This window comes from Paraferrimonas sp. SM1919 (assembly GCF_010993985.1).
In the GTDB taxonomy this organism is placed as follows: domain Bacteria; phylum Pseudomonadota; class Gammaproteobacteria; order Enterobacterales; family Shewanellaceae; genus SM1919.
The window spans coordinates 22923-36197 of the sequence record NZ_WINH01000002.1 but is presented as its reverse complement, the minus strand read 5'-3'; the positions used below and the strand labels follow the sequence as shown (position 1 = coordinate 36197).

The window sequence follows — 13275 nt, the reverse complement described above, 5'->3', positions numbered from 1 at the left end:
AGCAATGCGCCAGCTGCTGGTTTCTTCTTTACTCATAATTTTAGCTGCCTGTAGCCCTCAATCCGGGCAGTCACCAAGTGGTCTTGTGTATTGCCTTGAAGGGAATCCTGAGGCCTTTAATCCTCAACAAACCACCTCTGGCACAACCCTTGATGCCACAGCATTACATTTATATAACTCATTATTGAGTTACTCCCCTAAAGAAGCTGCTTTTGTTCCTGAACTCGCAACCCACTGGCAAATAAACGCCTCATTAACCGAGTATGTCTTTCACCTTAGAGATGATGTTAAGTTTCATCATAACGAACTATTTACCCCCAGCCGCACCGTCAATGCTGATGATGTTGTATTTAGTTTTCAAAGAATGATAGACAACAATCATCCTTTTTATAATGAGGGTTTAGGTCAATACCCTTTCTTCCAAGGTCTCGGTATTTTACAAAATTTAATAGATGTTGAGGCACTTTCACCACAGCAAGTAAAATTCACCTTAGCCCAACCCGATGTCACTTTTTTAAGTAACCTAGCGAGTGCTTTTGCAGTGATCCTTTCCAAGGAATATGCTGATTTATTGCAGCAGCAAAACAATATTATGGCTTTTTCACAAATGCCTATAGGTACTGGTCCATACCGCTTTATCGAATATAATAAAAATCAATTTATCCGCTATCAACGCCATGATAACTATTTCAAAACTGTCGCCAGCACCAAACACTTAGTATTTGATATCACTCCTAATTCAACCAGACGTCTGGCCAAATTAGTCAGTGGCGATTGTGACCTATCAGCGCTGCCACAAGCAAGGGAAGCAAAACTATTAGAGACATCAAAAAAGGTCAAAACCGTCAATCGACCTGATTTAAATGTGGCTTTTTGGAGTTTCAATACTGAGCGCCCACCATTGGATAACCCTAAGGTAAGACAGGCACTAGACCTAGCAATTAACAAAAAAGCGATTATTGACAGTGTCTATGGAAAAACTGGGCAAATTGCCTACAGTTTGTTACCTCCATTATCCTGGGCACATCCTAAGACCGCGCCCACCCAGAGCTTTGATCCGATAACCGCGAAAGCGTTATTAACCGAGGCCGGTATCGATAACCTAAATATTAATATTTGGGTTCCTAACGTTGCTAGAGCTTATAATCCTAATGCCTACCGCACAGCTGAGTTAATTACTCAAGATTTAGCTAAAATCGGCATCCAAGCTCAAATCGTAAGTTACGACTGGAGTGTCTTTCTAGGAAAACTGAACGAAGGAAATTACGATACCGCACTGTTAGGTTGGAGCGCGGATAATGCCGACCCTGATAATTTTTTCAGCTCAACCCTGAGTTGCGCCGCAATTGCATCAGGTAATAACCGTTCTAAATGGTGTCACCTAGCTTTTGAAAAGTTATTGCAACAGGCTGCCAAGAGCAATGATAAACAACTAAGATACCAACTTTACTTACAAGCGCATCAAATTTTAGAACAACAAAAGCCAATGTCTTATATCGGCCATGGTGAACGTTTGTTGCTTTCCCATAAAAATGTACATGGCCTTGAAATCGATTCTTTTAGTGGGATCAGTTTAGACAAGGTATTTAAAACCAGGGATCAGGATTAAACTTTGTTAGTATATTTACTTAAAAGACTTAACTTGTTAATTGCTACAACGCTGGCGCTTTTTTTAGTGTTATTTATTACCACTAAATCCTTGCCGACAAGTCCTCAAGAAGCGCTAACCGGCAAACTCAATCCTAGCGCCGAGCATCTCCAGCAAGTGCAGCTCGACTATGGTCTAGAAAAATCGAATCTAGAACAGTTCTATTTCTATATCAAGCAAAGATTAAGTGGTGATTTTGGCTTATCTATCACCACCCAAATTGAAATTTCTTCCGAATTACAGCAAGTGCTACCGGCGTCGTTAGAGCTAGGGTTTTACTCACTATTTTTAGCCACCTTGTTAGGGATCCCGATAGGGGTGTTCGCTGCCATGATCCATTCTAAATTCTGGCAAGATGCGATCTTATCCGCCACTATCACGGCTTATTCAGTGCCCGTTTTTTGGCTAGGCATTAGTTTGAGCTTATGGTTTGGAATTGAACTTGATTGGTTTCCCGTGTCTGAGCGGCAAAACTTACTCTATCAAATTGAGCCGGTCACCGGCTTTCTAGTGATCGACTGCATACTCTCCGACAGTGAGCTAAAATGGTTTGCTTTAAACGATGCTCTACGACACTTGGTACTGCCTACCCTTACTCTTGCATTACTGCCCCTTGCCATCATTACTCGTGCAACGTTCAATGCCATGATCGAGGTAATGTCACAAAATTATATTCGTGCCGCTAAAGCTCGGGGGCTCAATTCCTTGCAAGTCGTTATTAAGCATGCATTGCCCAACGCGCTACTGCCAGTTTTAAGGCAATTTGGTAATTCACTTGGAATGATTGCCAGTTATGCCATTATTACTGAAGTCATATTTTCATGGCCGGGAATAGGCAGTTGGCTGTTAGCAGCGATTAATCAGAGGGACTACACCGCGATTCAGGGTGGGGTGTTAATTGTATCGTTATTTATCATTGTGAGTACCATTTTAATCGATATTATTCACACTTGGTTTAATCCACTAAGCAGGAAAGAATTGTATGGCAAGGGGTGATATTTATCTGGATGAAGCCATTGCAACGCCATTGCAATTAGCTTGGGCAAGGTTCATTAAAAACCCCCTTGCGATTGCTGGCTTATGGGTGCTTATTATCCTGGCTTTAGTCATGGTTTTTGCCCCCTGGATCAGCCCCTACCCGCCTGAGCAACAACATTTACATGCTCAATTGCTGCCACCATCTTGGAACACCAATGGTCAAGTTGATTTCTTTTTAGGAACAGATGAACTTGGTAGGGATATTTTATCAAGACTCATACATGGTAGCTCACAAACCTTTGGCAATGCTTTACTGGTTGTCAATATTGCTTTATTTGTGGGGTTTATAACCGGTTCAATTTCAGGCATGACTCGCGGTGTAAAATCTTCAATTTTGTCTCATTTACTTGATGCCTTACTATCCATCCCCACGTTATTGTTGGCTATCTTAATCGTCGCTGTCACAGGCCCTGGCATAGAAAATACTCTATGGGCGGTTTGTCTTACGTTAATTCCCCAGTTTGTTCGTAACATTCACAACACCATTCATACTGAGATGCAAAAAGAGTATGTGACTGCAGCTCGCTTAGATGGTGCCAATCGACAACAAATTTACTGGTATGTCGTTATGCCAAATGTTTGGGACAGCTTAATTTTACAAATTACCTTAGCGCTCTCAACAGCCATTCTAGATATCGCTGCCCTTGGATTCTTAGGCTTGGGTGCACAAAGCCCCTCGGTGGAGTGGGGGGCAATGGTATCCCAAGGTGCAGCCAACTTACTTTATGCACCTTGGACTGTGACCATTCCTGGATTAGCCATTTTATTTAGCGTATTGGCCACCAATTTTGTCGGTGATGGCTTGCGCCGAGCCTTCAATAAAGCTGGAGGTAAATAATGCCATTATTAGATATTCGTAATTTAACCGTAGAAATTCACACCGATCAGGGGATCATTACCGCTTTAGACAAGGTCAATCTGACTTTAACCGAAGGGCAAATTCATGGGCTTGTGGGTGAGTCAGGTTCATGTAAAAGCATTCTTGCTAGAACAATACTTGGTATTTACGAAAAAAACTGGGTTGTCAGCGCGGATCGTATGACCTTTAAATATCAAGAAAATGACATTGAGCTACAAGAGTTATCATCCAGTCAAAGGCGCAGTCTGATGGGGCGTGAGATCGCCATGATTTTTCAAGAACCCTCTACTTTTCTCGATCCCGCTCTTCCCATAGGAAAGCAATTACAAGAATGTTTGCCAAAATCAGACAAAAAACGGTGGTTTTGGCAAAAGCCTAAAAAAGATCAAGCCAGACAATGGCTGCATAAGGTCGGCATTAAAAAACACGACAAGGTAATGAAAAGCTACTCCTGGGAGTTGTCCGAGGGTGAATGCCAAAAAATCATGATCGCTATGGCGCTTGCAAATAAACCAAAACTATTGATTGCAGATGAACCAACTAGTGCTATGGAAAGTAGCACCCAGGCACAAATTATTCGGTTGCTTTCGAAACTCAATCAGACGCAAAATATTTCTATCCTATTAGTGAGCCATGATATTGCTTCATTGAGCCGTTACTGTGACCGGTTAACGGTACTTTATTGTGGCCAAGTAATGGAAAGTGGCAGTGCCGAAGACTTAAAACAAACGGCTAAGCACCCTTATACCCAAGCATTACTCAACACCATGGCGATGTTGGAAAACAACATTACTCAAGCCAGTAATACCCTCACTGGTAATATCCCTACCATTGATAATTTGCCTAAAGGCTGCCGCCTAGGGCCGCGCTGCCCTAGAGCTCAAAAACAATGCATTAATGCACCGAGTCCAAGAAGCAAAAAAGGCCGATTACTCAGTTGCCATTTCCCAATTAAGGAACAAGCATAATGGCCAAAGCCATCTTACAGGTTAACAATTTAAGCAAAAGATTTGTTAAAGGGTTCAGTGGCTTTAAACGGCATTATCTGCAAGCCCTAAAACCCACCTCTTTTGAATTATTTGAAGGTGAAACCTTAGCCATTGTTGGAGAAACGGGCTCAGGAAAGTCCACTCTAGCAAAAATTTTAGCTGGGGCAGAGTCACGCAGCTCAGGAGAGATCTTGTTTGATGGCCAACCCCTAGAACGTCGTAATAACAAACAGCGATGTCAGCTCATCAGGATGATTTTTCAAGATCCTAATACTTCTTTGAACCCTAAACTGACTATTGGTGAATTATTAGAAGAACCCCTTAGGTTCAATACTGATTTAAATGAAGAACAGCGCGCAAGTTTAGTGGCACAAAACTTACGCAAAGTTGATCTATTGCCCGATTATGCCAATTACTACCCTAATATGCTCAGTGGTGGCCAACGCCAAAGGGTTGCGGTTGCTCGAGCACTAATGCTTGACCCAAAGGTTATTATTGCCGATGAAGCGTTAAGTGAGCTCGACATGTCAGTACGAGCACAAATTATTGCATTATTGCTCGAACTTCAGAAACAAAATGGCCTGTCATTTATTATTGTCAGCCACGATCTCAATATCATTAAGCACATTAGTGATCGCACTATGGTAATGCTAGATGGAGAAATCGTCGATATCGGTATTACCGCCGAACTTTTCGAGCAACCTAACCATGAATACTCACGACGTTTGATTGAAGAGCAACAAGCACTAGAGAAAGCACGTCTATAATCTTTGAGTCCTCTTACCACTAGCGACAATTGACCTAATATCACGGAAAATAGGTGCGTTTTCCCACAGAAACTCTTATGCTAACCACAATTTTTTATATGGAATTAACTCATGATCATCAAACCTAAGATCCGTGGCTTTATTTGTACCACGACTCACCCAAAAGGCTGTGAAAATAAAGTAGCCGAGCAAATTGCATACGTTAAATCTCAAGGCGAGATCACTAACGCTCCTAAACGTGTTTTGGTGGTTGGTTCTTCGAGTGGTTATGGTTTAGCAAGTCGTATCACTGCTGCCTTTGGTGGCGGTGCTGCAACCATTGGTGTTTTCTTTGAAAAACAAGGTACCGAGAAAAAGCCTGGTACTGCCGGCTGGTACAACAGTGCAGCATTTGACAAATTTGCTAAAGAAGAAGGCTTATACTCAAAAAGCTTTAATGGTGATGCGTTCTCCCACGAAGCTAAAGCTAAAGTCATTGAAACCATCAAGGCTGACCTAGGCCAAATTGACATGGTGGTTTACTCACTGGCTTCACCCGTTCGTAAAATGCCAGACAGTGGCGAAGTGATCCGCTCGGCACTTAAACCAATTGGTGACACTTACACTGCAACCGCAGTAGACACTAACAAAGACATCATCATTGAAGCGTCTGTAGAGCCTGCTACCGAGCAAGAAATTGCTGATACTGTGACTGTAATGGGTGGTCAAGACTGGGAACTGTGGATGTCTGCACTTAAAGATGCTGGTGTTCTTGCTGATGGTTGTAAGACTGTCGCTTACAGCTACATTGGTACCGAGCTCACTTGGCCAATCTACTGGGAAGGTGCCCTAGGTGAAGCGAAGAAAGATTTAGACCGTGCGGCTCAAGCTATCGATAATGAGATGCAGCAAATCGGTGGTTCAGCCAACGTTGCTGTACTTAAGTCGGTAGTGACTCAAGCCTCTTCTGCTATTCCAGTAATGCCTCTGTACATTGCTATGGTATTTAAGAAAATGCGTGAAGAAGGTCTACACGAAGGCTGCATCGAGCAAATTAACCGTATGTTCCACCAGCGTTTATACAAGGCTGACGGCAGCGCGGCAGAAGTCGACAGCGAAAACCGCCTACGCCTTGATGACTGGGAGCTAAAAGCGCACATTCAACAGCACTGTGTTGCGCTATGGCCAACAGTGACCACTGAAAACCTTAGCGAAGTGACTGATTACATTCAGTACAAAGAAGAATTCCTAAGCCTGTTTGGTTTTGGCGTTGCTGGCGTAGATTACGAAGCAGACGTTAACCCTGTAGTTGAATTCGACGTAGCCGACATCTAATTAGTCTGCTATTGCAACATCACAAAAGGCCAGCTTACTCAATAAGCTGGCCTTTTTAATAAATGCGAATTAAATCCTTTTAATACGCTAAAACTGCAGAAGCTATGCTAGTTAAATAATTCAGTACTAATGTAGCGCTCGGCGTTATCCGCTAATATTGTCACTACATTTTTACCAGTAAACTCAGCGCGCTTACCTAGCTCACAACAAGCCTTTAATGCCGCACCAGAGGAAATACCAACCGGCAAACCTTCGCTGATAGCAATGTCTTGGGCGTACATAATGGCGTCTTCATTTTCTACGGTAATAATCTCATCAATTAAATCAAGACGCAGAATGTCAGGCACATGGCCCGAGCTTAACCCTTGAATTTTATGTACCCCCGAACGGCCTTCAGATAATACTGGGCATGAAGCAGGCTCAACGGCGATGACTTTAAGGTTTGGGTTCTTATCTTTAAGTGTTTGGGCAATCCCAGATAGCGTTCCGCCGGTACCAATACCCGCGACTAACACATCCACCTTCCCCTGAGTGTCTCGCCAAATTTCTTCAGCAGTAGTGCTGGCATGCATGGCTAAGTTTGCAGGGTTAGCAAACTGATCCAGCATAATGGCATGCTCGTTTTCTTCGATCATTGCCTTAGCTTTATCAATGGCGCCTTTGGTGCCGAGCGCTTTTGGGGTAAGCACTAGGTTAGCACCATAATGCTTAATCAGTTTACGACGCTCAATCGACATATGTTCTGGCATAACAATGGTTAGAGGGATTTTCTTGATGGCGCAAACCCAAGCACAAGCCACACCATTATTACCAGATGTCGCTTCTACAATTTCGGTTTGTGCATTGATTCGGCCTTTGTGAATGGCATCTTCAATCATAGCCAGAGCTGGCCTATCCTTGATCGAGCCAGCTGGATTAAAGGATTCTATCTTGGCTAAAATATTAGCCCCTAACTCATTAATTTGAGCAAAGTTACTTAAACGAACGAGCGGGGTATTACCTATGGTTTCTAAAATATTGTTGTATACCACACCGCGACCGATATCTGCCGCTACTGGTTGAATGAGATTTGCTACCTTGCCCATAAATGTGTTCCCCTAAAAATTGATGTATTTAGTATTAATCATTCCGAGGAGATAAACTTTGCTATTTCATGCGCGATACGGTACACATTAAGAATAATTTTTCAATTTACTCATAAAAAGAAAATCTAATTCTACCAATGGGTAAATTACTAGATAAACACTTGGTAATCCATGGACAAATTTGATAAACAAATATTAAAACTACTGCAGGCAGACAGCACTTTATCCATTAACCAAATTGCAGAAAGTGTCGGCCTTTCCCCTACCCCCTGTTGGCGCAGAATTCAAAAGCTCGAACAACAAGGAGTGATCACAGATCGTGTGGTATTAGCGGATGCCGAAAAACTAAACGTAGGATTGACGGTATTTGTGATGGTGAAAACCAGCTCCCATGAACAGGGCTGGTTAGATAACTTTTCTAAGTTCGCCGATGACATTGATGAAGTCGTCGAGTTTTACCGTTTAAGCGGTGAACAAGACTATTTATTAAGAGTTGTTGTGCCAGATATGAAGGCCTATGACGCCTTTTACAAGAAGATGATTCAAAAGGTAAAGCTGACCGATGTCAGTTCCAGTTTTGCCATGGAAAAAATTAAGTACACCACCGCTCTACCCGTTGAATATGTATAAACAGTGCCAACTTGCCGTTAAGAGTGATTACCCCAAGGGTTATGTTTTTCGCCTGGTTTAGGCTCTGGTTTACGTTGGCTATGACCACTACTACGGCTGCTATTGTTACGGTAGCCGCCACCATGATTCCTAGCTGCACCCTGGGGCTTTTGCTGTCGCCTTAGCTCGGATTGTCTTTCATGATCTTCAGCGGCTTTTTGCTGCATCTGCTCAATAATTTCAAAGGTTAATTTCATCGGCGCCTTTGGCTCTAGCCCCTCAGCAAAGCCACGTTCGCGCGGCTTTAATTGGAACTGCTGAGCACTCGGCCTTGGCATACGCTTAAAACGATATAAGTAGAAGTTTTCCACTTTTTCACGAGCCCAATCCGTCTTTTTTAAAAACTTAGCCGCAGACGCCACCGAAGGTTTTTCTTTAAAGCAGTTCATGCGCAGTGCCGCATGCAAAATTTCCCAACCATAATGGTCGGATATTTCTTTGATCAGTGCCTCTAGCCCTAAGCCGTGTAAAGGGTTATTTTGTTGCTCGAGAATGGTTTGGTTCATTGTGTTTGACCTACTCATGGTATCTGCCATGAGTATAGGTCATTTAAGCTATTGGCTATAGGGGGTTAATCACAATTAGTTAACTGCTGCAGTGTGTTCAAGCTGTGCTGTTAAACCAGTAAGCTGGCTGGCTAAGCCGCTATCTTTTAGCTCACCGGCCTCCATATCAAACACATCGTAAAAACTCGCTACAGACAAGCTACCCTTTAAATCGATACCAAAATAACCCGCAGAATTGACCGCACCGGTTAATACTGATTGAGCCCCACCAGGGCCTGGGCTGGTTGCCAGCATAAGCACAGGCTTGTCTTGGTACACTTTCATATTAATGCGCGAAGTCCAGTCAAAAATGTTTTTATAAGCCGCAGTATAGGAGCCATTATGCTCCGCAAAGGACACAATCACCGCATCGGCACCGCCAATTTTATCGTAAAACTGTTGGGCTAATGGGTGCACGCCACCGAGCTCTGCTTCGCGCTCTTGGGAATAAATAGGCATCTCGTAATCATTCAGATCAATCAGTTCGATCTGCGCACCGGTAACTTGCTTGGCGGCGTAATGCGCTAACTGTTGGTTAATGGAATTTTTCGAGTTAGTGGCAGCAAAGGCTAATATTTTCATAAATGATCCCTTCAACTTTGGGGTGAGTTCAATTAGGGAACATTATATTTGTACCAATATATTATACTAGACAACAAAAAAAGGAATCTTTGTTCCAAAAATCGCAACAATTAACTCGGCTGCCTGTGGTTACCTCAGGATAATCAAGGGTAATCGGCGTAGACCTCCAAAGGCTCAGGCTGCAGGCTAGCGTTAAGACGATAGGGTTGAAAATGATATCTAAATTGTAGATTAAACAAGCTCGGTTGGTAATCTGATAAGAATTGTCGCGAAAAGTAACCCACTACGCTCCAATGATTACTAATTTTATATTCACTGAACAGCTGGAGCCGTGCATTGAAGCCTTGGCTGTTATCAGGTTGTGCTTGGTCCAATAAATAAGGGGCATCAAAACTTGCGCTGGCATAGGAAGGAGTCGCTCGTATGCCATAGGTCCAATCGTAATTGTGACGTCGATAATACGAAATTGGAACCGCAACTGAAACATAAGAACGGGGGCTATAATAATCACCATGCCCCACCACCAGCCGATTTAAATTTCGATCGTACCCCATATAAAACAATGAGCTACCAACTGATAAAGCATGTTGTCCATCATTAATGAAATTATAATAAGCGCCTGCCATGGCGGCTTTACGATTATTGTCATAGACGTTTGTACCACTGAGTTTGTGATATTGAATATTGCTCCAAAACCCAAACGGACGGCCATCATTCCATGATGCAGAAACGGCACCACCTGTTTTTAATACCCCGCCAAATTCTGGTACTTGTTGCACAATATCATTAACGTTAATGCCTGAATAAGAAGTATAACTAGACGTTATTGCTCGCCTAGAAATATTGGCCCTTAATAACAGATTGCCTATTTCTGTTTGCCCTTCAAGGCCCCCTACCCAATTATGAAAGCGAAATCCAAAAGGTGTCGTGCCTATATCAATTTGCCATTGTCTACTTTGCCAAGCTACTGATAAATTTTGACCCACCCGATGACGTTGAAATTCGATACTGGTGTCATAATAAGTCAATGGTCTACTCTCAAGATAAACGCTTTCAGTGCGCAGTTTTAGGCGCCCCTGCAAAGATTGCATCGCGACATCTAATTCCATCGGCAGAGTCAGGTATTGACTGCCATTTGGATATTGATCATATTGAATCCCCACCATAAAATGCGAGCGTAGAGGCTGATCAAGCTGTTCTATCGTGCGGATTAAGTCATTACTCAACCATTGCCCAGATTGATCGCGATAGACGCTATTGATATCCCTCGGTTGTGGTAAACCAAGTCTCTGCTGATCCTCCAATTGCAACCCTTGAGTTGCATAGCTTCGGGCCATTTTCAAAGATGATTGCTCAAGAGCCGCTTCTTTTAAGCGCCAGTAATCATAGGCCGTTAATTCCCGGGTGCGTAAACGCTCGTTAAACACTTGAATGTAGGTTTGATTATTGGTTTTTAGGGCTATCTCTAAATTAGCAATCAAAGACTCATTACTAAGGGTGTCAATATTCTCTAAACTTGAAGACAATAGCTGCTCGCTTGCATTTCCAAGCAAGAAGTTCATTCTGTTGCTACCTAATTGTAAGCCTTCAGAATAAGCTTTTAGATAACGCTTTATCGCTAATGAGAACTGCTCATTCTGGACGGCTTTATCTCCTGCAAAAACGCCCTCACGTAAGCCCACTACGTCTGTCGAGCGTTGTTTACTCTGTAATGTTTTAGCAATTTTTTTATGACTCTCAGCGTCATTAACCTGATAAGCCGTTTCAGATAGATACTGCAATTGAGTGGCACTCAAAGTAGCATAATTTAATTGCGCTAAGTGAGTTCTCGCCTGTTCGATAGCGCCATTATCAGCCCATAAAATAATAGCCAAACCCAGATCCCTCGGGGCAATATCAGCAATATACATTTTTATCTGCGCATCATTTAAGCCCCGTCTTTTTATATCTTGGCGATAATAATCTCGTTTAATTCGAGTATAACTACTTGACTGCGCAACGGTAGTGAACAGATGTTGATATTGCTCCAAGGCTATACTAATTTCGTTCCACCTTTGCAATTTAGCCAAATACAATAAATAGGAGTGGGCATGGTCACCATCTTGGTAACGCTTAAGGGATTGTTTAAGCATAAAGTCAGCTAACTTGGTCTGTTTAAGCCTAACTAATTGCTCAGCGATATCTTTACGCAGCCATGGGTTATTCAAATTGCTTGATATTACTTTTTTTAATCTTGGCAACCCATCCACTTCATCCCCTGCACTGACAGACATTAACTCCAATTGCTGATAAACCAACCTGTGCTCAATCTCTTTGATATCCTCGCTGATCAACGCTTGCTGTTGTGGGCTTAATTTTGAAATCCCCTGTAATTGCCCTTTAAAATTAGGATCACGGTACTCGCTAGTGAGCCAAGAACGAATAGCGCTAGCAGACAAAGGATCTCGCTGTAGGGCCTTTTTTGCCAAGATATTCGCTTGAGTATAATTTTTTCTAAGCCCCTCTATTTGTGCTTTTAGGGCATAACCTGCAGCTATGGTGTCATCTAACTTGATGGCTTTATTGATACTTCGCATTGCCGCTTGATAATCATTAGTCGCGATGGCTTGCTCAGCTTTTGCATACTGCTGCCAATAACTCACTGATATGATCATACTCTTATAAAAGTTAGTCATATCTGGGTCATTATCGAGTTCTTGAGCTTTTTTAAAGTTTTTTATCGCTTGAGGATAATTCTGGTTATGGTAGTTATGCCTAGCCAGCGCGACTAAGATTTGTGGTTGCTGCGGCCACTTGCTGTCGGCAATTAATAAAGCCTTAAAATCTTGCGCTAAATAGATTTGTTGTTCTGTGTTGGCTAATGCTGTTAATTTATTAATATAATCTGCATCAGCTCTTAACTTAGCCTCTTGCTCCCAGGCTGTTTTCGCTGTTTCAAATTGCTGCTTAATATTAAGATCATCACTATGGACTTGAGCGATAAAGCGATAACTTGCTAGCCATTGCTCACTCATGGTTTGCTTTTTCAGTTCATAAAGCCATAATTTTGCCGCTAAATTACCTACTTTCTTGTCTCGAATGACTTCTCGATAAATCGCTATCGCTGCCTGAGGATCATTGTAACGTGCTAAGTGGCGTGCCAAGCCAACTCTTATGACTGCAACCCCAGGAAATTTTTTATCCCAATAACGGTATAAGGATAACGTTTCCCCAGCAGCCTCTGAGAGTCGAGACTTTATTTCCAGGTAAGCTAATTCTGTGATGATATCTGGTCTAAATGTCCCATATATTTCATCAAGCAAAGTTAACGCTTGGCGAAAGTCTCCCCCTTTTTCAAATAATAGCGCCTGACTGTAGGTGTTACTCTGTGGTGGAGTCACCTGTGAAAACGCTGTCATACTTTGCTGCAACTGCGGATCGGCTATTTTTAATAATTTAGCTTTAACCCTTTGAGCTTTCGCTGATTGCTGCTGTCTCACCAACCAACGCCATTGTGCATAAAGCGCCGCTGGATCATTTGGGCTAATGGCTAACCAACGCTCAACTGCGGAAGCTACCAATGTGGGATCTTGATTTAACTCTCCTAATACAAGCCTTTTTGCTAAAGGCTCTGGAGCATCAAGATAATATTTTGCTACTAAAGGCTCACTTAACAACTCACTACTTAATGAAATAATACTTAGCAACAGAATTACTCTGAGTATGTAATTTTTCAAAAGCCACCCACTGTTAATCTAAGGAAGAATGTTTACATCGCTAATCGTTTTTTTGCACGCCCA

Annotated in this window: 11 protein-coding genes; 7 read left to right on the top strand and 4 right to left on the bottom strand. The window is 42.5% G+C overall.

Annotated features, from left to right (window positions below; translation table 11 throughout):
- The first annotated feature begins 4 nt into the window (after positions 1-4).
- The 6 genes from GFB48_RS01285 to fabV all read left to right on the top strand — a co-directional run bounded on the left by GFB48_RS01285 (position 5) and on the right by fabV (position 6615).
- Positions 5-1609: an ABC transporter substrate-binding protein gene (locus GFB48_RS01285; protein WP_163930387.1), complete on the top strand. Its 1605-nt coding sequence runs from the start codon at positions 5-7 to the stop codon at positions 1607-1609.
- 3 nt (positions 1610-1612) lie between these two features.
- The gene (locus GFB48_RS01280) at positions 1613-2644 is read left to right on the top strand and encodes an ABC transporter permease (RefSeq protein ID WP_163930385.1); all 1032 of its coding nucleotides are present in this window, start codon (positions 1613-1615) and stop codon (positions 2642-2644) included.
- The gene (locus GFB48_RS01275; RefSeq protein WP_163930383.1) at positions 2631-3524 is read left to right on the top strand and encodes an ABC transporter permease subunit; all 894 of its coding nucleotides are present in this window, start codon (positions 2631-2633) and stop codon (positions 3522-3524) included. The genes GFB48_RS01280 and GFB48_RS01275 overlap by 14 nt, the downstream gene beginning before the upstream one ends.
- The gene (locus GFB48_RS01270) at positions 3524-4513 is read left to right on the top strand and encodes an oligopeptide/dipeptide ABC transporter ATP-binding protein (protein WP_163930381.1); all 990 of its coding nucleotides are present in this window, start codon (positions 3524-3526) and stop codon (positions 4511-4513) included. Before GFB48_RS01275 ends, GFB48_RS01270 begins: the two co-directional genes overlap by 1 nt.
- The gene (locus GFB48_RS01265; protein ID WP_163930379.1) at positions 4513-5301 is read left to right on the top strand and encodes an ATP-binding cassette domain-containing protein; all 789 of its coding nucleotides are present in this window, start codon (positions 4513-4515) and stop codon (positions 5299-5301) included. Before GFB48_RS01270 ends, GFB48_RS01265 begins: the two co-directional genes overlap by 1 nt.
- 111 nt (positions 5302-5412) lie before the next feature.
- The gene (gene fabV / locus GFB48_RS01260; protein ID WP_163930377.1) at positions 5413-6615 is read left to right on the top strand and encodes an enoyl-ACP reductase FabV; all 1203 of its coding nucleotides are present in this window, start codon (positions 5413-5415) and stop codon (positions 6613-6615) included.
- A gap of 107 nt (positions 6616-6722) precedes the next feature.
- Here fabV and cysK read toward each other — a convergent pair whose 3' ends face one another.
- Positions 6723-7700 (bottom strand): cysteine synthase A, encoded by a 978-nt coding sequence (gene cysK / locus GFB48_RS01255; protein WP_163930376.1) that lies wholly within the window; start codon positions 7698-7700, stop codon positions 6723-6725.
- Positions 7701-7871: 171 nt separating this feature from the next.
- Between cysK and GFB48_RS01250 the strand changes: the two genes are divergently transcribed.
- Complete coding sequence (locus GFB48_RS01250; RefSeq protein ID WP_163930374.1) at positions 7872-8330, top strand: Lrp/AsnC family transcriptional regulator; 459 nt, start codon at positions 7872-7874, stop codon at positions 8328-8330.
- Between the two features lie 17 nt (positions 8331-8347).
- Here GFB48_RS01250 and GFB48_RS01245 read toward each other — a convergent pair whose 3' ends face one another.
- The 3 genes from GFB48_RS01245 to GFB48_RS01235 form a co-directional block, all read right to left on the bottom strand.
- Positions 8348-8875 (bottom strand): VF530 family DNA-binding protein, encoded by a 528-nt coding sequence (locus GFB48_RS01245; RefSeq protein WP_163930372.1) that lies wholly within the window; start codon positions 8873-8875, stop codon positions 8348-8350.
- Between the two features lie 75 nt (positions 8876-8950).
- A complete protein-coding gene (locus GFB48_RS01240) occupies positions 8951-9496 on the bottom strand; it encodes an NADPH-dependent FMN reductase (protein WP_163930370.1) in 546 nt (181 codons plus the stop codon).
- Between the two features lie 143 nt (positions 9497-9639).
- On the bottom strand, positions 9640-13212 hold the full coding sequence (locus GFB48_RS01235) for a cellulose synthase subunit BcsC-related outer membrane protein (RefSeq protein WP_163930368.1): 3573 nt from the start codon (positions 13210-13212) through the stop codon (positions 9640-9642).
- Positions 13213-13275: the final 63 nt, after the last annotated feature.